The 19,380-nt window shown below is 60.6% G+C and carries 18 protein-coding genes; 5 read left to right on the top strand and 13 right to left on the bottom strand.

Features of this window, described 5'->3' with window-relative positions; genetic code table 11:
* Nucleotides 1-173: 173 nt before the first annotated feature.
* On the top strand, nt 174-1,400 hold the full coding sequence (locus TERRO_RS16210) for a carbohydrate porin (RefSeq protein ID WP_157178409.1): 1,227 nt from the start codon (nt 174-176) through the stop codon (nt 1,398-1,400).
* A 24-nt stretch (nt 1,401-1,424) separates the two neighbouring features.
* Here TERRO_RS16210 and TERRO_RS16205 read toward each other — a convergent pair whose 3' ends face one another.
* Nucleotides 1,425-2,912, bottom strand: a complete 1,488-nt coding sequence (locus TERRO_RS16205; protein ID WP_014786776.1) for a serine hydrolase domain-containing protein — start codon at nt 2,910-2,912, stop codon at nt 1,425-1,427.
* A gap of 807 nt (nt 2,913-3,719) precedes the next feature.
* On the opposite strand from TERRO_RS16205, the gene TERRO_RS16200 reads away from it, so the two are divergent.
* From TERRO_RS16200 to TERRO_RS16190, 3 genes are all read left to right on the top strand, one after another.
* On the top strand, nt 3,720-5,084 hold the full coding sequence (locus tag TERRO_RS16200; protein ID WP_245536126.1) for a MutS-related protein: 1,365 nt from the start codon (nt 3,720-3,722) through the stop codon (nt 5,082-5,084).
* Nucleotides 5,085-5,225: 141 nt separating this feature from the next.
* Nucleotides 5,226-5,807 carry a TetR/AcrR family transcriptional regulator gene (locus TERRO_RS16195; protein ID WP_014786774.1) on the top strand — a complete coding sequence of 194 codons (582 nt, stop codon included), beginning with the start codon at nt 5,226-5,228 and terminating at the stop codon, nt 5,805-5,807.
* A gap of 68 nt (nt 5,808-5,875) precedes the next feature.
* Entirely contained in the window at nt 5,876-6,466 is a 591-nt protein-coding gene (locus tag TERRO_RS16190) for a hypothetical protein (protein WP_014786773.1), read from the top strand.
* Nucleotides 6,467-6,633: 167 nt separating this feature from the next.
* Here TERRO_RS16190 and TERRO_RS16185 read toward each other — a convergent pair whose 3' ends face one another.
* The 3 genes from TERRO_RS16185 to TERRO_RS16175 are packed head-to-tail and all read right to left on the bottom strand — an operon-like array spanning nt 6,634 to nt 9,941.
* Entirely contained in the window at nt 6,634-8,295 is a 1,662-nt protein-coding gene (locus tag TERRO_RS16185; RefSeq protein WP_014786772.1) for a ribonuclease J, read from the bottom strand.
* 42 nt (nt 8,296-8,337) lie between these two features.
* Nucleotides 8,338-9,075: a TMEM175 family protein gene (locus tag TERRO_RS16180; RefSeq protein WP_014786771.1), complete on the bottom strand. Its 738-nt coding sequence runs from the start codon at nt 9,073-9,075 to the stop codon at nt 8,338-8,340.
* Nucleotides 9,076-9,104: 29 nt separating this feature from the next.
* A complete protein-coding gene (locus TERRO_RS16175) occupies nt 9,105-9,941 on the bottom strand; it encodes a 2,3,4,5-tetrahydropyridine-2,6-dicarboxylate N-succinyltransferase (RefSeq protein ID WP_014786770.1) in 837 nt (278 codons plus the stop codon).
* Nucleotides 9,942-9,963: 22 nt separating this feature from the next.
* Between TERRO_RS16175 and TERRO_RS16170 the strand changes: the two genes are divergently transcribed.
* On the top strand, nt 9,964-10,326 hold the full coding sequence (locus tag TERRO_RS16170) for a hypothetical protein (RefSeq protein ID WP_245536125.1): 363 nt from the start codon (nt 9,964-9,966) through the stop codon (nt 10,324-10,326).
* A 356-nt stretch (nt 10,327-10,682) separates the two neighbouring features.
* Here the strand turns inward: TERRO_RS16170 and dapA are convergent, their stop codons facing one another.
* The 9 genes from dapA to TERRO_RS16125 form a co-directional block, all read right to left on the bottom strand.
* Nucleotides 10,683-11,585 carry a 4-hydroxy-tetrahydrodipicolinate synthase gene (gene dapA / locus TERRO_RS16165; RefSeq protein ID WP_014786768.1) on the bottom strand — a complete coding sequence of 301 codons (903 nt, stop codon included), beginning with the start codon at nt 11,583-11,585 and terminating at the stop codon, nt 10,683-10,685.
* A gap of 29 nt (nt 11,586-11,614) precedes the next feature.
* A complete protein-coding gene (locus tag TERRO_RS16160) occupies nt 11,615-12,211 on the bottom strand; it encodes a TMEM175 family protein (RefSeq protein WP_014786767.1) in 597 nt (198 codons plus the stop codon).
* Between the two features lie 16 nt (nt 12,212-12,227).
* Entirely contained in the window at nt 12,228-13,493 is a 1,266-nt protein-coding gene (locus tag TERRO_RS16155; RefSeq protein ID WP_014786766.1) for an aminopeptidase, read from the bottom strand.
* A gap of 99 nt (nt 13,494-13,592) precedes the next feature.
* Nucleotides 13,593-14,270, bottom strand: coding sequence for a 4-hydroxy-tetrahydrodipicolinate reductase (locus tag TERRO_RS16150; protein ID WP_014786765.1), 678 nt, complete (start codon nt 14,268-14,270; stop codon nt 13,593-13,595).
* Between the two features lie 130 nt (nt 14,271-14,400).
* Entirely contained in the window at nt 14,401-15,870 is a 1,470-nt protein-coding gene (lysC, locus tag TERRO_RS16145) for a lysine-sensitive aspartokinase 3 (RefSeq protein WP_014786764.1), read from the bottom strand.
* Nucleotides 15,867-16,979 (bottom strand): aspartate-semialdehyde dehydrogenase, encoded by a 1,113-nt coding sequence (gene asd, locus TERRO_RS16140; RefSeq protein ID WP_014786763.1) that lies wholly within the window; start codon nt 16,977-16,979, stop codon nt 15,867-15,869. The genes lysC and asd overlap by 4 nt, the downstream gene beginning before the upstream one ends.
* A 168-nt stretch (nt 16,980-17,147) precedes the next feature.
* The gene (locus TERRO_RS16135; protein ID WP_014786762.1) at nt 17,148-17,441 is read right to left on the bottom strand and encodes a hypothetical protein; all 294 of its coding nucleotides are present in this window, start codon (nt 17,439-17,441) and stop codon (nt 17,148-17,150) included.
* Between the two features lie 398 nt (nt 17,442-17,839).
* The gene (gene nrdR / locus TERRO_RS16130; protein WP_014786761.1) at nt 17,840-18,313 is read right to left on the bottom strand and encodes a transcriptional regulator NrdR; all 474 of its coding nucleotides are present in this window, start codon (nt 18,311-18,313) and stop codon (nt 17,840-17,842) included.
* Nucleotides 18,310-19,380 (bottom strand): lysylphosphatidylglycerol synthase transmembrane domain-containing protein, encoded by a 1,071-nt coding sequence (locus tag TERRO_RS16125; protein ID WP_014786760.1) that lies wholly within the window; start codon nt 19,378-19,380, stop codon nt 18,310-18,312. Before TERRO_RS16125 ends, nrdR begins: the two co-directional genes overlap by 4 nt.

The following is a 19,380-nucleotide window of genomic DNA, read 5'->3' as shown; positions in this document are numbered from 1 at the left end:
TCTCAAGTCGCATGGACTCTGATGGGTTGTGATGGTAATCTGCAACGCTCATGACAAACTATGCGCGCGGGATCAGGCTGCACGAGCAGCGCCGATCTGTTGAGGCACAAGCTCCCTTCTGTAAGCGATCCCTTCGTCGAAGTGCGCTTATCGCGTTTTATGGATTACTTGTGGTGTTGCCGACACGGGCGCAGGACCAGGACAAGAGCGGTCTCAGCGCCAACCCTGGCGCCGTCGACATTGTGGCGGGCACTGGCCGATTGGGCCGGACGATTGGCATCCGCGAGGCCTCTGGAGTTCGTCTGGGTGGCGTATGGCTTGGCGACGCGAACTATCTGATCTCAGGCGGTGCTGAACCTGGAAAATCCAGCTTCAACAGTATGTTGCTTCTGGATCTGAATATCGATCTGAATAAGTGGTTAAAGATTCCGGGTGCACAGTTCGGCGTTGACTATCTTCAGTTCAATGGCGGCAGAACAAATGCACAAGCGGGTTCGGTGGTCGGCTACAACAGTCTTCCCGGACTACCACCCTTGGCTCGGAGTGAGCTTTACGAGATGTGGTGGCGGCAGCGACTGTTTCGCGACAAGCTTACGGTGAGAGTCGGAAAGACCGTCCCGACAAATGATTTCAATAATGTGCTGCGTCCGCTACAGCTCCACGACGCAAGCCTCTTCATTCCAAGTGTCTCGGGTCTTGCTTACACGCCTGTCTTTGTGAATCCGACGTTGCTGGGAGTTATGCCGGGCTATTACAACTCGGCTTATGGTGTGACGGCGAGTTTTGCGCCCACTAAGAAAATCTATCTGTCTTACGGGCTGTATGACGGCACGGGCGCTCGTCAGGATCAGACGGGACTCCGCGCAGTGCCGTCGTTCAAGGGATATTTCTTCCATGTTGGTGAGGCTGGTTATGCGTGGCAGCTTGGCTCGCGGGGAATGCCGGGAACCATTGCAGTAGGCGCCTGGGGCCAGACGGGGAAGTTATCAAGTCCTGGAAGGACAGAAGACGGCGCGCAGGGCTTCTATGCGTTTGCCAGTCAGCGTTTGTGGCTCCGACGGCCGCGTGTTGATAACAGCGGTATTACTAGCTTCTTTCAATTTGGAATGAATCAATCGAAGACACTGATTGCCAAGACTTATGTTGGCGGGGGTTTGACAGGCTTCGGTCTGATTCCCAAGCGCCCCAGCGATTCGTTCGGCATTGGTGCAGGCGTGACGCGCCTGAATGAGAGTTATGGGTTCCGAAGAAGTGAGACGATGTTGCAAGGCTACTACCAGATGCGTTTGGTCGGCGATCTCTTCTTCCAGCCCACGATGACCTATATCCCCACGCCTGGCAACAGCGCGAAGTTAGCTGCTGCGACTGCCGTGACGATGCGAGTTACGCTTCTTTATTAAACTCCGGCGCTTCGCAGAACCAATTTATTGGCCGGTCGATCCGACGATTGCGCGTTGCCATCGAAGATTTGTCATGGGCGTTATGAAGCGGACGGCCTGCATGCGGCCGTTTGTTTCGTCGATGAAGGTGAACTCCTGCGGGCCGCTGAGGACAAAGAAGTGTCCGGGGCGATCCATGTAGACGCGCTCTGGTGTAACGCCTGCGGGCATTTCGACGGCCAGGCCCTCGGGCGCGGCGACGAACCGGATCGGGCCGTAGTTGCCCGCGAATTTTGTGGCGTAGTTGACGTTGAATGGGATGGCACGATGCGCCTTTTGGCGGAAGTCGGGCCAGTTGTACACCGTCGACGTGCTGCGGAGTATTTCTTCCACCAGGACACCGGCGTTACTGCCGTTGGCCATCACAACGACGCCGTCCTGTTTTCCCTGGAAGTAGGCGACCATCTCATCGTGGAAGATGCCTGATCCGCCGTGTTCCATGAAGTGAGCGCCGGGCTTGCCGCCGACGACGATGCCGAGACCCTGTAACATGCCGGGCATCATCTGTGGACCGGGTGCGAGCATTTGACGGATGGTCGATTGCTTCAGGATTCGCGAGGAATGGCCGTCGTACTCCTTTTGCAGCTCGATAAGTAGTTTCGCCATGTCTGTCGCGGTGGACCATAGGCCGCCGGCTGCAGCGTCGGGGTTGTAGTACTTGCGTGGCGGGATCGCGTGATCGCCAAGATAGGCTGTGGCCGCGTGGGTTGAGAGCTGATCCGACAGAGGGACCTCGTAGCTGCTGCTGGTCATCCCTGCTGGGGCGAGGACAGTGTGTTCTACAAAGGATGTGAAGCTTTCGCCGGTGATGTCTTCCACGAGGAGTTGAAGGACTACATAGCCGCCGTTGGCGTAGCGGAATCCTGTTCCTGGTGTTGCTTCGATGCGTACGGGCGCTGTTCGTGCAGGCGGTGTTCCGTCCAGGTCGTTGAGTAGTGTCGGCAGGGGTTTGGATGGGTCGTAGAGTTCGCCGTTGTGTGTGCCGATGCCAGAAGTGTGTGTGAGTAACTGACGGATGGTGACGGTTTTTGGCCCAGGCAAGGAGCTCTCGGGAAGCTTCCATCGTTTCAGGTAGTCATTGACGTTGCGGTCGAGATCGATCCGCTTCTGTTCGTAGAGTTTTAGTACGGCGAGTGCGGTGACTGGCTTGCTCATCGACTCTGCGGCGAAGAGTGTGTCGGGTGTGACTGATGGACCTCCGATCGCAGCGACGCCATAGCCGCGTGCCCAGTCGACGTGGCCATTGTGGATGGCGGCGATACTGACGCCAGGGACCTGGAGTTCCTTCATGCGCTGCTGAAGCTTGTATGTCGCACGTTTGCCGGGCAGGAAGTACATGGACGCGAGATTATGTTCGACGGTATCCGCTCGGTTCGCCGATGTGCCTGGTTCGCGATGAGGCTGAGAGGGGGCTGCGAAAGGCAGTGCCGCCGCGAGGATGCCGAGAAGGAGCGAGGCAGCAGAAAACTTCATAGCGGGATCATCTTATGAGCCTTCAAGCGTCGGCGCTGCACCAACGTTACATTCTTGCAGCGTATTCAGACACGTAGATTTCTGAAGTCTTGCGCAGAGTTGGACCGGCCTGTCTGAGGAGGGCGCATTGCCTAGCCCCCTTCTGTAGTGGGGACATCTGGGCTACGAGCGTGTTTTGGGCTGTGAGCCTGATCGTGACGCATCTAACTATGCCACCGTTCTGTGCATTTAGCTCCGCTCGGGGAAGTGCAAATGTCCACGAAGAGTAGGAGTTGGGACTTTCAAAGCGTTCGCACGACCGCCGATCATTTGTAGCGTGCGCGCTTCAGTGCAGCGTCCATTTGCGGCGATCAACGAGCAGATAATGAGGAGATGGCGGTTCCTCATTTCTCGTCTCCGGCCGACGAATCCAAGCGTAGGCTAAGTCTCCACGAACAGCGGGTCCAAGCGTTTGAGACGCAGCACGTCTGGTTTGGCTATCTCAGGCTTCTCCTTGTATTCGCGATTGTGGCGATGGCGTGGACATCCCTGGTCCGCGACTGTTTTTCTCCACTGCTGCTTGTTATTCCGTTGCTTGGCTTCGTTGTTACGGCGGTTCTGCACTCTCGCGTGCTGAGACAACAAGCGCGTGCGCGTCGGGCTGCAGAGTTCTACCGCAAGGGCCTGGCACGCATGGAGGATCGTTGGCCGCGGACTTCGGAGCGATCGCTTCCAGCAGACCTGATCGCAACGAGCCTCTATGCGCGTGACTTAGACATCGTTGGAAAGGGAAGTCTCTTTGAGCTTCTCTGTCTTGCAAGGACGCGTATGGGCGAACTCTGGTTGTTGCAGTGGCTCATTGCCCCGGCGCCGCTGGAGACGATTTACCAGCGACAGCAAGCGGTGATGGAACTTCACGACAAAGTCGACTTTCGAGAGCGCATGGCTGTGTCGGGTAATGAAGTGGAAGCAGGAGTTGCTCCGGAGGCTCTAAGGCAGTGGGCGACTTCACCCTCAGGATCCATGCAGGGATGGATGCGATGGGTTGCGCTGGTGCTTGCAGCACTCGCACTTTGCGCTACGTTCGCGTGGCTGCAGGACGGAACACGTTTGCCTTTGCTTGCCGTGTTGCTGGTTGAGCTATGCGTGGCTCGTTACTTCAAAGACCAGATGACGGCGGTGATGCGGGGGACTGACAACAGCCTGAAAACTTTGGAGCTGTTCTCCGCACTCTTTCGTGAGATCGAGCGAGAGGACTTCCAGACGAAGCGGCTTATCGAACTCAAGCGCGATCTGCTCTCTCATGAGACGTCTGCCTCCGCTGCTATTGATGCGCTGGGCAAGATCGTGTCTTACAAGAACACCTTGAGCAATCCTTTACTCAAGCCGTTCGACCTGCTGCTGATGTACTCCGTGCAGTTGGCATTCGCAATTCAACGGTGGCGCAAGCTGCATGGTGAGGCCGTGCCTGTATGGCTTGATGCGTTGGGTGAGATGGAAGCGCTATTGTCCATCGCCGCTTATAGCTATGAACATCCGGACGATCCCTTCCCCACGTTTACGGATGGTCCTGCACATCTGGATATGCAGGAGGTTGGTCATCCGCTGATCCCCGCGTCGTCCTGTGTGCGTAACAGTGTGACTATCGGCGGGACGACCAGGGTGCTGTTGATCAGCGGGTCCAATATGTCCGGGAAGAGCACGTTGATGCGAACGGTGGGCGTAAACGTGGTGCTGGCGATGTGTGGTGCACCCGTACGGGCGCGGCGGATGGAGCTCACACCGGTGACGGTTGGAGCGAGTCTTGTCGTGAATGATTCGCTGCTGCGTGGTAAGTCGCGTTTCTACGCGGAGATCGAGAAGATACAGGCGATTTGCGAGCTGGCGCGAAAGAGCGAACTGCCGGTGTTGTTTCTGCTTGATGAGTTACTGCAGGGAACCAATTCCAATGACCGGCTGCTTGGGGCTGCGGGGATCACACAAGAACTTGTGGACTGTGGCGCGATCGGCATCCTCACCACGCATGATCTTTCTCTGACGGCGATCGAGAAAGGTGAGGGCTGGATCAAGAACGCGCATTTCCAGGACTTCATCGTGGAAGGCGAGATGCGATTCGACTTTCGTTTGAGGGATGGTGTTGTGACGAAGAGCAATGGTGTGGAGTTAATGCGGTTGATTGGGCTGAAGGTGTAGTTCGTCCGGCGCGAAGCACCGAAGCGCCGTGAGGTTTTGAGCAAGTTGCCCGGGTTTGCGCGGTCCGCCCAGTCAAGAAGTGCGCGCAAATTAATTTCGATTCTCTTGCATCGCATCCTACTAGTAGGTAGTCTCATAAGTATGCAGGGAGAGACCTCAGATCGTATCCTCCAGACCGCCAAGACCCTGATCGCTGATCTGGGCTACTCGGCTTTCAGCTACGCCGACATTGCCGAGGCGGTCAAAATTCGGAAGGCGAGTATTCATCATCACTTTCCGACGAAATCGAGCCTGGTTGTTGCGGTCCTCAGAGATCATCGAGAAAAGTTGTTGGAAGGGACACGATTCCTGACGGAAAAGCATGTCGATCCCCTGGCAAGACTGCACGCCTATGTCCAATACTGGGAGGGTTGCATGCGAGACAAGAGCCAGCCGTTCTGCATTGCAGCGCTGCTGGCAGCCGAACTGCCGAGCCTTCCCGAGGAAGTTCGCGCCGAGGTTCAGCAACACTTTCTGGCGTTGAGTGGATGGATTCGCGAAACGCTCGAGGAAGGTCTTAGCAAGCGGAAGGTAAAGCTTCACGGGACATCCGAAGACGAAGCACAGATGTTCATGGCAACCATCCACGGCGCCATGTTATCCGCCCGAGCCGTTGGAAGCTGCGATGTATTTCACGCGGTGGCGGCCGGCGCATTACAACGTATCTCCACACGCAAGTCCTAGCCGGCCACATCGGCGATTCTTTTCTCTTTCACTAAACCTACCAACTAGAAGGTAGTTACGAGGCCCATATGTCAATTACTTACCACGCAGATCAGTCACAAGCGCATTCGCTGCGCAACCTTTACTTCACCCGCACGGCCGTCCAGCTACTCTGGGCTGCTATCGTCATCGCAACCTCAGCCCGTAATCCTCCGTTAGCAGCCGGTCTCCTCATCCTTTACCCGCTGTGGGACGTTGCGTGCACCGTGTTCGACATGAAGTCTTTCACGCGTTCCGGCCCATCCACTGCACACTATGTCAACGTGGTCCTGGGGACCTTGGCCGCGATCGGAATGGGCCTTACTGCTTTCAAGACTCCCCAACAGGGTGTGGTCATCTTTGGTGGGTGGGCCTTCGTCGCCGGAGTTGCGCAACTCGCCATTAGCATCTCCCGCAGGAAAGAGTTGGGCGGGCAGTGGGCGATGATCCTGAGTGGTTTGCAATCCGCGGCGGCAGGTGCGGCCTTCATCCTGGGTGGGCTGCACGACAAGACACATATCAAGGACCTGGGCGGCTACGCGATCTTCGGCGGAGTCTACTTTCTCATCGCCGGCTTGTTGATGCATCGTAGGTTATCCCGAGAATCAGGGAATGGTGCCGTTGCTACCGGACAAGCATGATGGTGTAGGGGAAAGCTGTGGGTGCGAAATCTTCTCACGGCCTCGCGATGAAACCTATGAGCTGCGACTACCTTTTAGTGGTTTCGGATTATGATGTCCTCCAAAAGACGAGAACCCCGCCTGTGATGGCGGGGTTCCTTGTTGCCTGGCGCAGTCTGCCTGCCTGATCAGATTTCCAGAATGACTGGCATGATCATGGGGCGGCGCTGAGTGTTTTTCTGGATGTAGCGCTTGAGGTCGGCGCGGACCTTTTCCTTGATGAGCATCCAGTCGCGTTTTTCTTCGCTGCTGGACTGTTCAAGGGTTTGGCCGATGATGCGGCGGGCGTCCTTGATCATGCCTTCTTCGTTGACGGCGAAGCCGCGCGTTACGATTTCGGGCGGGCCCGCGAGCTTGCCGCTCATCTTGTCGATGGTGATGATGGCGAGTACGAGGCCTGCTTCGGAGAGGTGACGGCGGTCGCGGATGATGATGTCTTCGACGACGTCGGAGGTTGAGCCCGAGTCGATGAGGATGCGACCGCTGTTGACCTTGCCGGTCTTCTCGGCGGAGGTGGCGGTGAGTTCGAGGACTTCGCCGTCTTCGAGCAGGACGCACTTGCCGGGGATGCCGGTGCCGGTGGCCACCTCAATGTGCTGCGTCAGGTGGCGGTAGTCGCCGTGGACGGGCACGAAGAACTTGGGTCGCAGCAGGTTGATCATGAGCCGGAGCTCTTCCTGCGATGCGTGTCCGCTGACGTGGATGAGGCCGCTCTTGCCGTCGTCGTGGATGACCTTTGCCTTGCGGCGGTAGAGGTGATCGATGACGTTGTAGATGGCCTTCTCGTTGCCGGGGATGACGCGCGAGCTGAAGAGGACGGTGTCGCCGGCTTCGATGCGTGCGTGCTTGTGGTTGTCTACGGCGGCGCGGCTGAGGGCGGACATGGGTTCGCCCTGGGTGCCGCTGATCATGACGCAGACCTTTTCGGGCGGCAGATCCTTGATGGCACCGGAGTGCACGATGAGGCCCTGCGGCGGGTTGATGTAGCCCAGGTCCATCGCGATTTCGGAGGCGTTGTCCATGGAGCGGCCGATGAGCGCGACCTTACGGCCATGCTTGTGTGCCAGATCCATCGCCAGCTTGATGCGGTGGATCGAGGACGAGAAGCAGGAGAAGAAGAGACGCTTCTCGGTCCGCGCGAAGATCTCATCGAGGCGCGGCTTCACGGCGAGTTCGCCGGGGGTGTAGCCGGTCCGATCGCAGTTGGTGCTGTCCTGGAGGAGCAGGAGGACGCCTTCCTTGCCTAGCTCAGCGAAGCTGTGCAGGTCAAAGGGCTTGCCGTCCGGCGATGCAAGATCGATCTTGAAGTCGCCCGTGTGGACGATGGTGCCGACGGGGGTCCGGATGGCCAAGGCCACGCAGTCCACCAGCGAGTGGGTCACACGGATGGGCGAGATTTTAAAGACACCGAGGCTGAAGCTTTCGCCGGGGAGCATCTCGATCATGTCGGCGTCGTCGAGCAGCTTGTGCTCTTCGAGCTTGCCTTCGAGCAGCGTCAGCGTGAACTCCGTGCCGTAGACGGGCACGTTGAGCTGCGAGAGGATGCGCGGCAGGCCGCCGATGTGATCTTCGTGACCGTGGGTCAGGAGGATGCCGCGGACCTTTTCGCGGTTCTCAAGGAGGTAGGTGATGTCGGGGACTACGATGTCTACGCCGAGGAGGTCGTCTTCGGGGAACATCAGGCCGGCGTCAATGACGACGATGTCGTCCTTCCACTGGATGGCCATGCAGTTCATACCGAACTCGCCCAGTCCACCCAGGGGGATTATTTTCAGTGTTTCATTACTCATGGACCTTCAGGGTAGCACCCGCGCGTGCCCGCGCTGACACCCTTATGCGTCAGCGGGTGCTTGAATCGCTTCCGACTGGGCATGCATGCGACGGGCCGCCCGGCCGGAGCGCCTGCCCATGACGCTCTTCCAGACGCCGATGACCATGAAGAGCAGGCAAGTCATGCCCGCCCTGTTCGGTGGAACGACAGCTGCGAGCAGGCAGACGAGGACGCCGACGAAGCCAGTGCCGGCCTCTTCCACGATGAAGTTGCGCGTCAGCATCCGCTCCAGGGGCGTGAGCGCGAGCTTGTCGCGCTGGCGGTAGGCGTTGGCGTAGAGGGCAGAGAAGAGGAAGTAGATGGTGGCGAGGCCGGCGGCGAAGAGGAGGACAACTTCTCGCATGTTGTCGCCGGCCATGACCACTTCGCTCTGGCCAAAGGCGGAGAGGAAGAGGAATTTGAGCGGGTAGACGTAGAAGAGGATGACGAAGAGCAGGAGCCCGTTGAGCCAGACGGTGCCTGCGTCGTGCGTGCCGAAGCGGCGGAAGAAGGTGTAATGGCCGTACCAGACGAGCATGAGCAGGAGAAAGCTGATGCCGAAGGGGACGAAGCCGTACCAGAGGTGGTGGAGCTCCTCGTAGTTTTTGGGGACTTCGAGTGAGACGACGAGCAGGGTCAGAGCGAAGCCGAAGACGACGTCAGAGAAGGCATCCAGCCGCGAGAAGCCCAGGCCGCGCAGACGAAAGCCGTCGTTGTCAACGGGCTCGTGTTCGTTGTGCAGCAGGGCTTGTCGCAGCATGGCGGCTTCTCCGAGGTGTGTGGGTGACGTTAGCGCAGAAGGTCTTCGAGCGTGAGCGAAAGCTCCGTCTTTTCATCGCGGTACTTGACGATGATGGGTGTGTAGACGCTGAGGCCTTCGGCGCCGGGCTTGGTAATGGCGCGGGATCCGGGAACGACGACCGCTCCGGCAGGGATGATGAGCGGCATGTCTGCCGTGGCGCGGATGGTGACGTTGTTGACGACGTCAAACACGGGTGTGCCGCGGGTCAGGATGGTGCCGGCCGCGAGGACTGCCTTGCTACGGACGATGGTGCCCTCGTACACGCCGGTGTTGCCGCCGACGAGCACGTCGTCTTCGATGATGACGGGGGTTGCGTTCACGGGCTCAAGGACGCCGCCGATCTGGGCTGCGGCGGAGAGGTGGACGCGCTTGCCGATCTGGGCGCAGGAGCCGACGAGGGCGTGCGAGTCGATCATGGTGCCCTCATCGACGTAGGCGCCGACGTTGACGTAGGCGGGCGGCATCATGACGACGGACTTGGCGAGGAAGGCGCCGGCGCGGACGGAGGAGCCGCCGGGAACGATGCGGATGCCCTGTTCCGGCGTGAAGATGCGGGCGGGGTAGGTGTGCTTGTCGACGAAGGCGCCGGAGCTCATGTCTACGAGGGTGCCGAGGCGGAAGCCGAGGAGGATACCGCGCTTGACCCAGGCGTTGACCTTCCAGCCGATGGGGCTGGTGGCGTCCGGCTCGGCGGAGCGCAGTGTGCCGGCTTCGAGGGCGTCACGCAGTTCGTTGAAGGCATCGATAGACTCGCGCTCCGCAACTGCGGCTGCACCGAGCGAGAACGCATGCTCGATGCGTTGTTCCAGATCTTGAAAAGGCATGAGGGAAGTTTATCAAGCGCCTGTGTGCATCCGACTTGAGGTGAGAGAGAAGCACAGTCCGCCGGTGACGCCCGATGGTCGCTACTTTGTGGTTCGGGGGCGGCTTTGGCGTTGCTCGAACCCTGCTTTAAGTGCAGCGGAGCGGGAGCGGCTGGTGCATGAGTTGATGCTGGCGCGGAGTGCGAAGGGCAGGGCTATGCGGGCTAGTGATGCTGCGGGGCGTGAGGCTGCGCGGAAGCGCGTGGATGCGGCGAAGCATGCGCTGGGCGAGCGTGGTGCTGTGTGGTGGGACGATGGTGCGCCGGATCTGAACCGGCATTTGGCGAAGAACACGCCGTATGCGGGTTGGTTTGCGTCGATCGAAGAAGAGAAGCGCAAGAGGTAGTCATCCGGGAGTAGGCGTCGTCTTCGATAGCCGGCTTGCAATCGTTTAGGAAGCGCAACGGATTTTGGTTGGTCGGAAGGGCACGGTGTCGGCTTTGCCAAGAGCATTTCGAGAAGCATAGGCGAATGGTCCCGGCCGATTCCAATCGTTCGAAAGTCGCAGGGATCGGAAGGGCACAGCTTTAGCTGTGCCGATGTGAGTTCTCCGGAACTGGGCTTTAGCCCCTGAGGTCCGCTCTCTGCGATCAGCAGAAGAAAGCTAAACCTCAGCGGCTAAAGCCGATGCAATGGGGAGTTGTTGTTGGCACAGCTGAAGCTGTGCCCTTCCGATCGAGGAGCGTAATTGGCGGCAGTAAATTACTGCGGCAGGAGCCCCAGGTCCGTTGCCACGGTCTGAAGCTTCTCCTGCGTCGCATCGCCGACGGGCATCATCGGCAGGCGGAGTGTGTCGCCTTCGATCAGACCCATCATCGCGAGGACCGCCTTGGTCGGTGCCGGGTTTGGCTCAGAGAACAAGGCGTTGTTGAGTGCATGCAGTTCTTTTGCGAACTCGCGTGCTGCGCCGAGGTCGTGGACGAGAGCGGCTTTGATCAGTTGCGAGACGAGCTTTGGTGCGACGTTCGATGCGACGGAGATGAGGCCTGTTCCGCCACCCGCGATGATGGGCAGCGCGAGATAGTCGTCGCCTGCGAAGACGGCGAAGGCTGCGGGCTTGATGGCGAGGATCTCGCCGATCTGCGCGAGGTTGCCGCTGGATTCCTTGATGCCGACGACGTTGGGCAGGACGGCCAGGCGCATGAGCGTTGTCGGGTCCAGGTTAGCGGCGGTGCGGCCAGGGATGTTGTAGAGCAGCACGGGCAGGGGCGCGACGGCGTCTGCGATCGCCTTGAAGTGCAGGTACTGGCCCTGCTGGGTGGGCTTGTTGTAGTAGGGGTTCGCGGTGAGGATGCCGCTAAGGCCCGGGATCTTTGCGATGGCGGTGGCGCGGCGCGCGGCTTCACGCGTGCTGTTGTGCGTGCAGCCGGCAACGACGGGGATGCGACCGTTCGATGCCGCGATGACCGTGGAGATGACAGCGTTCGTCTCGTCCTCGGTGAGCGTGCTGGCTTCGCCGGTGGAGCCGCAGGCTACGAGGAAGTCGACGCCGCCAGCGATCTGCGCCTCGACAAGCTTCTTCAGCGATGCGTGGTCGACGCTTTCGTCCGCGTGAAAGGGAGTGATGATCGCTGTGCCGAGTCCGTGAAAAATCGCAGGTTCCATACCGCTTGTGAGTGTATCGCGGCGGGCGGTTACGCGTGCGGGGCGTGGTGCCTGCCGGGACGGTGCAGACCGAGTTCGGGCGCGATCCAGATGAAGGTGACGAGCAGATTGAGCAGGAGCGCGAGGATCGGTTTGTAGTACGCAATGGGCAGCGCAGCGAGATAGAGGACGATGCTGGTGACGTGCTTGATGGTCTCTGCGCGGTCCTGTTTGGGCAGCGGTTCGCCGTGTAGCTGATGGAGTTGATTGAGCGCGAGACGGAGTACGAGGAAGGCTCCTCCGGATGACATCATGACTACGGTGTAGATCGCGACGGAGAAGGAGTCGAAGTGCTTTTCCTGCACGTAGTCCGTGAAGAAGGGAACGAGCGAGAGGAGGAAGAGGAAGAGGAGGTTGGCCCAGAGGACCCGGTAGTTGATGCTCTCGTTGCGGCGGCAGAGTTCGTGATGGTTGACCCAGTAGATGGCAACCATGAAAAAGCTGAGCGCGTAGATGCCGAGACGGGGAACGATTGTGAGGAAGCCCGGTAGGCCGCTTGCCGCGGGGACGCGGAGTTCCAGCACCATGATGGTGATGATGACGGCGATGACGCCGTCACTGAAGGCTTCGAGACGGGTTGACTTCATCTCGAGTGCGGACAAATTACACCCACTCGCCCGATCGCATCAGCGGCTCTTCGGTGCCATCGGCATGGACGCCGTCTACGTTCATCTCGCCGCTACCGATCATCCAGTCGACGTGGATCAGGCTGGTGTTTGCGCCCTTGGCGTTCAGAGTTTCTTCGTCGAGGGTTTCGCCGTCCTTGATGCAGGTGGCGTAGGCCTGGCCGAGTGCGATGTGGCTTGCGGCGTTCTCGTCGAAGAGCGTGTTCCAGTAAAGCAGGCCGCTTTGCGCGATGGGTGAGCCGTGCGGGACGAGGGCTACTTCGCCCAGGTGGCTGGCGCCTTCGTCCACCTTGATGAGCTTGCGCAGGGCTTCTTCACCTGCGGTGGCGTTGGCTTCAACGATCTTGCCGTTCTCAAAGCGGACGCTGATGTTTTCGATGAGTGTCCCCTGGTGCGAGAGCGGCTTGGAGGCGGTGACGGTGCCGTTGACGCGATCCTTGTGCGGCGTGGTGAAGCACTCTTCGGTGGGGATGTTGGCGTTGCAGAAGATGCCGTTGCCGCAGACGCCACCGCCACCGGCCCACAGGTGATCGTCGGCAAGACCGACGACGAGATCGGTGCCGGGGCCACGGAAGTGGAGGGAGTGGAAGCGCTTGTCATTCAGGATCGCGACGCGCCTGGCGATGTTGGCGCCGTGATCCTTCCAGTCCTGCACGGGGTCTGCGCCGGTGATGCGCGAAGCGTGGAAGATGGCATCCCACTGGCGTGCGACGGCTTCGTTCTCCGGCACGTTGGGGAACATGAGCTTGGCCCATGCAGGCGTAGCGGCGGCGACGATGGTCCAGTTGATGGTGTGGCGTGTGACCAGCTCCATCGCGGGTTTGGAGGCCCTGGACATGGCGACGTTCACGCGGCTTACCTTGGTGGGGTCCTGGTCCTTCAGCAGCGATGGGTTCGCGCCAGTGATGCCCATGCGTGCGGCACCGCTGCGGTAGGCCTCGGCGATGCCTTCGGTGAGCCACTTTGGGACGGCGTCGAAGCTGGCGTCGGGTGCGTACTTGTAGCGCGAGAGGGTGGCGTCGTCATCGGCGTACATCACCGTCACGATGCTGGCACCGGCCTTATAGGCCTGCTCGACGACGCGGCGCACGAAGGCGACGTGATCGAGCGATGCCGTGATGAGGAGCTCCTGGCCTTCGCGCAGGTTCAGGCCGACCTTGACGGCGACGAGGGCCATGCGGTCTAGCTTCTCTTCAAAGGTGAGGTCGGCGAAGGTGCGTGTTGCTTCTGCGATGGCTGCCATGGTGACGATTTCCCTCAGCGGCTGGAGCCGCTCTTGTTGCTAAAGCTGGAATGGCAGGACCGAAGCCCTGCCTCTCCCGAAATGTTTGTGTCTCAACTTCTAGAGTTCGGTGAAGATGTCGCTGAAGTCGTAGACACCCTTGCGGGTGCTGAGCCATTCGGCTCCACGGACGGCGCCTTCGGCGAAGCCACGGCGGCTGAAGGCCTCATGGGTGAGCAGCAGACGGTCGGCGCCGCTGACAGCTTCGACGATGTGGAGGCCGGGGACGTCGCCCTCGCGCACGGAGGTGATTGGGACTTCACCTGCGCCGACCAGTGCCTGTTGCAGGCTGATGGCGGTGCCGCTGGGCGCGTCGAGCTTGGTGACGTGGTGCGTCTCCTCGATCTTGAACTCGTAGCCGGCCTTGCGTAGCGGCTCGGCCATCTGCTTTGCGATCTTGAGCATGACCTGCACACCGATGGAGTAGTTGGTGCCGTGGAGCAGGGCGCCTTCCTTGCGGAGGGCGAGTGCGCTCATGTCGTGCAGGCTGTTGTACCAGCCCGTTGTGCCGACAACGACCTTTGCGCCGACGGCGAGGCATGCGCGCAGGTTGGTCAGCACGGCCTCAGGCGTGGTGAAGTCGATGACGACGTCGAAGCCTGCGACGAAGGGCGCGGTGAGCGCGGATCCGCGCGGATTTTCCTTCGCATCCAGAACGTGTACGCCGTGGCCGCGTTCGGACGCTACGTCCGCAACCAGCTTGCCTGTCTTGCCGTGACCCAGTACCAGCACTCGCATGGTTCAATCCCCGGGGCTAAAGCCCCTTAGTTCTTTGCTGCTTATCGGCGCGGCTGAAGCCGTACCTACGATTCGTGCTCGCCGCATGTTGCAGAGTGCAACATGCGGCGGTATGCGTGACGTGTGATGCCTACTGCACCACAACGGACGTAGTTGTGCTTACCGGCGGTGCGCCGGTGGTGTTGGCGCGCGCGTCCAGGTCGAAGATGTTTGGATCCGGATCGACGAAGAAGGTGCGGTGCAGGGAGCGGATGGCCTCTGCGGCTTCTTCCTCTTCAACCATGAAGCTCATATTGATTTCGCTGGCGCCCTGCGAGATCATGCGGACGTTTACGTGCTCGACCGCGGTGAAGACTTTGCCCGCGATGCCGCTGTGGCCACGGATGTCTTCGCCGACAAGGCAGATGAGCGCCTTGTTGCTCTCGTACTTCACGTCTGCGATTTTGGCGAGATCTTCCGCGATGAGCGGCAGGCGATCGCTGGTATCGACGGTGACGGAGATCGAGACCTCGCTGGTGGAGACCATATCGATGGCGACCTTGTGCTTGTCGAAGACGTCGAAGACGGCCTTGAGATAGCCGTGCGACATGAGCATGCGGCTGGCGACGATGTCGACGATGGTGAGCTTCTTCTTCATCGCAATGCTCTTGAAGGGCGAGCGGCAGGGCGGTGCAACCGCGCTGATGCGCGTGCCTTCGTTGGCGGCGTTGCGGCTGTTGAGCACCCAGACGGGAATGTTCTTCTGCACGGCGGGAAGGATGGTGGCGGGATGCAGCACCTTCGCGCCGAAGTAGGCGAGTTCGGCTGCCTCTTCGAAGGAGATGGTCTTCACGCGCAGGGCGTCGGGGCATATGCGTGGATCGGTCGTCATGATGCCGTTAACGTCGGTCCAGATCTCGATGGCGCCCGCGTGCAGTGCACCGCCGACGAGTGCGGCGGAGAAGTCGCTGCCGCCGCGGCCGAGCGTAGTGGTGATGCCGGCTTCGTTCGATGCGATGAAGCCACCCATGACGGGCGTGAGGCCCTGTTCGATCAGCGGCAGAGCGTGCTGCTTCATGCGCTGTTCGATGAGGGCTTCCTGCGGGATGGCCTTGCCGTAGCTGTCGTCGGTGATGACGCACAGGCGCGCGTCGAGGTGCGTGCCCTTGAGGCCGTTGGCTTCGAAGGCTGCGGCGACGATCTGGCTGGAGAGGCGTTCGCCGAAGCTGACGACAAGGTCGGTGGTACGCGGCGTCAGTTCGCCCACGGCGGCGATGCCGCGCAGCAGGTCGTCGAGCGCGTCGAAGTCATGCTGGATATGGTTCAGCAGCGTTGACAGGGCGGGTGGCTTGACGAGGTCGGCCGCGGTTTCGAGATGGCGCGAACGCAGGCGGGCGCTGAGTGCGAGTGCGCCTGCCTTATCGCCGTGGCCGGCTGCGGACGCGGCTGCGAGGAGCTGGTCCGTGACCTTGGCCATGGCGGAGACGACGACGACGGCTTCAAGGCCCTTGTCATGGCGGCTGCGCACGACGGCCGCAGTGCGGCGGATGGCTGCGGCGTCTTCGACGGAGGTGCCGCCAAACTTCATGACAACGAGCTGGGGACGGGGAGCGGTGCTCATGCCGACACCAACTCTCGGCCAGCACCGGTCTGCGTGTGTTTGATCTGGCCGGGAAGTAGGTCCATCTTGGCCAGCACTTCGGCGTTCAGGACGGCCGCACCTGCGGCTCCACGAACGGTGTTGTGACTGAGCAGGACAAACTTCCAGTCGAACAGGGAGCACTCGCGAAGGCGGCCGACGGTGGTGCTCATGCCCTTGCCGGCGTTGACGTCCAGGCGCGGCTGTGGGCGGTCGATGGCCTCGTTGAAGATCACCGGGTGCTCGGGCGCGGAGGGCAGATGATGCTGCGTGAGCGGCTGGAACTCGCTCCAGGCGGCGAGGATCTCTTCGCGCGTCGCGGGCTTGGTGAACTTGATGGAGACGCACTCCGTGTGGCCGTCGATGACAGCGACGCGGTTGCAGTGCGCGCTGACCTTGGCGGGCAGCATGTCGATGGCCGCGCCGTTGAAGGAGCCCAGGAGCTTGTTGACCTCTTCCTGCAGCTTCTCCTCTTCGTTCTTGATGAAGGGGACGACGTTGCCGAGGATGTCGAGCGAGGGCACGCCGGGGTAGCCGGCGCCGCTGACAGCCTGCATGGTGCTGACGAACATGGCTTCGATGCCGAAGCGCTCCTGCAGCGGTGCAAGTGCGAGCACAAGGCCAATGGCGCAGCAGTTGGGATTGGTGACGATGTAGCCGCCCTTGCCGTTCTTCACGGAGGTCTGCTGGAGCAGCAGAGGCAGGTGGTCTGCGTTGACCTCGGGGATGACGAGGGGCACGTCTTCCGTCATGCGGAAGGCGCTGGAGTTGGAGATGACGGCGCAGCCTGCCTCGGCGAAGGCTGGTTCGAGCTCTTTCGCCACGTCGGAGTCGAGCGCGGCAAAGATGATGCGCGGCACTTCTTCCGTGTTGGCAGCGGGTGTATTGGGCTGCAGCACCATCTCCGCGATACGCGCGGGCATGGGTGTGTCCAGCTTCCAGCGGCAGGCGTCGGCATAGCGTTTGCCTGCAGAGCGCTCGCTGGCGGCGAGCCATGTGATCTCAAACCACGGGTGGGACTCGAGTAATTGAATGAAGCGCTGACCCACGGTGCCGGTCGCGCCCAGGATACCCACCTTGCGACGTTCCATCTGATCCAGTCCTTGTCGTCTTGTCTGTCTGGTAAGGATACCGAAAACAGGGAATTGACGCTTGTTGCGGCTCCTGCGCTGGTTTGGTCGCGTGGACGAATCGCAAAAGGGCACGGCCGAAGCCGCGCCCTTTCCGATCATCCGGATAACTGTCCTGCTGCCGTAGCGTTACAGGTCGCTGCGCCGGCGGCGGTATACGGTGCGTCCGCCCGTGCCGCCCCATGCGATGAGCAGGGCGATGGCGTGGATGAGGAACCAGATGCTGAGACCCTGCGCCGTATAGATCCAGAAGAGGATCAGGATGCGCGGGACGAGCAGCGCGACCAGAACGGGCACCCACTGGATGACGTAGGTGCTGCCGGTGTGGCCCTGGAGATAGAGCACCAGCATCGAGATGCGCGGCAGAAACAAGCTGAGAACGAGGAACCAGAAGGGAAGGCCCATCGAGTGGAGGTCGGTCATGTTATTGCACCTTATTCAACGGCTGAGATTTTTAGAAGACGCACTCACTGGACCTGAGCGGAACACGGCGTAGCTGCAAGCAGTACGTAGCCCGTGAGCATCACCGCTGCTGTGATGCGCTACAGGCTACGCTGGTTTGCGATGAGGTGGGAAAGATCTTGATTGGGCTGGGCCGGTGGGGGAATCTTCGGACTGAGCCCGTCACCGATCGTCATCGCGTGGGATTTGCTTATCTGCTGGCCCACCGGTGCAGTATTAGATGTCATAGATGGTGGTGTGCTCGCGCCCTGCGCGACAGGGCGGGCAGCCGTGACCTCTGGGACTGGATGGGCGAGCAGGCCAAAACGCAGATCCCTCCGCTGCGCTACGGGATGACAAACCGCAGAGGTAAGAGCGACCTAGACCGTCGGCTTGCGAGGTTTTGAGCCGAGCAGTTCTTCGAGTTCGGCTTTGAATTCGCGCACGTCTTTGAAGTCGCGATAGACCGAAGCGAAGCGGATGTAGGCGACCGTGTCCATCTCGCGCAGGTGCGACATGATCAGTTCGCCGATTTCGCTGGTGGTGCGTTCCCGGTCTGGGGAATCGACGACGAACGCTTCGGTCTCGTCGACGATTTTGCCGAGTTTACCGGTGGGTACGGGACGCTTTTCGCAGGCGTGCAGCAGACCACTGAGGACCTTCTGCCGGTCGAACTTTTCTCGGCGACCGTCTTTCTTCACGACCATGTACGGGATCTCGTCGATCCGCTCATAGGTGGTGAAGCGTTTGTTGCATTTTTCGCACTCACGCCGGCGCCGTATGCTGTCGGCCTCTTTGCTTTCGCGTGAGTCGACGACTTTATCCTGGGCCCAGCCGCAAAACGGACATTTCATTTGAGGTCCAGTGTACTGTGTGAGGCGTCCGTGTCCTCAGAGGCTTCGTCACTGGCATTGGCGAGGCCACGCAGAGAGACGTGCTCGAACTGTGCGTAGATCAGGCCCGCGGGAATGATGCTCATGGTGGTGACGAGCCACAGGATCATGCCGGCGCTGGTGGCCAGTTCCCCGGGGACGCCGAGGAGCTTTGTGAGCGCGGTGATGGAGAGCACCTGGGCGCCTCCGCCGATACCGGGCAGTTGCACCACGCCGCCGACGACACTGAAGCCCATCAGGAGGACCGAATGAGCGATGGTGAGATCGTGAACGGGCGAAGGAAATGCTCGCATCACGACGACATAACTGACGGCGACGGAGAGCCATGCGGCGAGGCTGAGCAGCGAGACCTTCAGGAAGTCCATGGCGCTGCCGATGGTGTTGAGGCCGCCGCGGAACTGCAGAATCTTCGAGGCGACGGCGTTGCCCGCGGTCGGAGAGAATCGACCGGCAACGCTGCCGAACATCCGCGCCACGACTCCTCCGGCGAGACGGACGCCGACGACGAACAGACCCAGGAAGAGAGTCAGACCGAAGATCGCGTAACCGATGCGGTGGAAGTACTCGTGGTACGGCAGAGTCGCCAATTGCGGAGAGACCAGCAGGTTTGCGGAGAAGATGAGGGCGAAGGCACCAAGGTCAAAGACACGTTCCACCGCCACCACCGCGACCTGCGACGAAAACGATAGGCCGGTGCGCTTACTGACGAGGTACGGGCGGATCAGTTCGCCGACGCGGCCCAGTGCTGCGAGGCCTGCGAAGCCGATGAACTGCGAACCCAGCAGACTCCACCAGTGAACGCGGCGGCCCGGTGGCAGCGAAGGCTTGAGAAAGATGGCCCATCGCGCCGCGCGGAAGATGTTGATGCTGTAGATGAGCAGGACGGCGAGGAGGAGCAAACGCCAGTCCGCCGAGCGGCAGGCCTGCCAGAAGCGTCCCCATTCGAAGTTTGAGGTATGGAGCTTCCATGCCAGCAAAGCCAGCACGAGAATGACAACACCCCAAAGGATCGCCTTGCGCTTGTTCAT

Source organism: Terriglobus roseus DSM 18391 (assembly GCF_000265425.1).
GTDB lineage: Bacteria > Acidobacteriota > Terriglobia > Terriglobales > Acidobacteriaceae > Terriglobus > Terriglobus roseus.
This window is presented reverse-complemented; position numbering and strand designations above follow the sequence as displayed.

Excerpts from the sequence above, each read along its gene's own strand:
- TERRO_RS16205 (WP_014786776.1), bottom strand. The coding sequence starts at position 2,912 with ATGAAGTTTTCTGCTGCCTCGCTCCTTCTCGGCATCCTCGCGGCGGCA.
- TERRO_RS16200 (WP_245536126.1), top strand. The coding sequence starts at position 3,720 with ATGGGCGAACTCTGGTTGTTGCAGTGGCTCATTGCCCCGGCGCCGCTG.
- TERRO_RS16195 (WP_014786774.1), top strand. The coding sequence starts at position 5,226 with ATGCAGGGAGAGACCTCAGATCGTATCCTCCAGACCGCCAAGACCCTG.
- TERRO_RS16190 (WP_014786773.1), top strand. The coding sequence starts at position 5,876 with ATGTCAATTACTTACCACGCAGATCAGTCACAAGCGCATTCGCTGCGC.
- TERRO_RS16185 (WP_014786772.1), bottom strand. The coding sequence starts at position 8,295 with ATGAGTAATGAAACACTGAAAATAATCCCCCTGGGTGGACTGGGCGAG.
- TERRO_RS16180 (WP_014786771.1), bottom strand. The coding sequence starts at position 9,075 with ATGCTGCGACAAGCCCTGCTGCACAACGAACACGAGCCCGTTGACAAC.
- TERRO_RS16175 (WP_014786770.1), bottom strand. The coding sequence starts at position 9,941 with ATGCCTTTTCAAGATCTGGAACAACGCATCGAGCATGCGTTCTCGCTC.
- dapA (WP_014786768.1), bottom strand. The coding sequence starts at position 11,585 with ATGGAACCTGCGATTTTTCACGGACTCGGCACAGCGATCATCACTCCC.
- TERRO_RS16160 (WP_014786767.1), bottom strand. The coding sequence starts at position 12,211 with ATGAAGTCAACCCGTCTCGAAGCCTTCAGTGACGGCGTCATCGCCGTC.
- TERRO_RS16155 (WP_014786766.1), bottom strand. The coding sequence starts at position 13,493 with ATGGCAGCCATCGCAGAAGCAACACGCACCTTCGCCGACCTCACCTTT.
- TERRO_RS16150 (WP_014786765.1), bottom strand. The coding sequence starts at position 14,270 with ATGCGAGTGCTGGTACTGGGTCACGGCAAGACAGGCAAGCTGGTTGCG.
- lysC (WP_014786764.1), bottom strand. The coding sequence starts at position 15,870 with ATGAGCACCGCTCCCCGTCCCCAGCTCGTTGTCATGAAGTTTGGCGGC.
- asd (WP_014786763.1), bottom strand. The coding sequence starts at position 16,979 with ATGGAACGTCGCAAGGTGGGTATCCTGGGCGCGACCGGCACCGTGGGT.
- TERRO_RS16135 (WP_014786762.1), bottom strand. The coding sequence starts at position 17,441 with ATGACCGACCTCCACTCGATGGGCCTTCCCTTCTGGTTCCTCGTTCTC.
- nrdR (WP_014786761.1), bottom strand. The coding sequence starts at position 18,313 with ATGAAATGTCCGTTTTGCGGCTGGGCCCAGGATAAAGTCGTCGACTCA.
- TERRO_RS16125 (WP_014786760.1), bottom strand. The coding sequence starts at position 19,380 with ATGAACAAGCGCAAGGCGATCCTTTGGGGTGTTGTCATTCTCGTGCTG.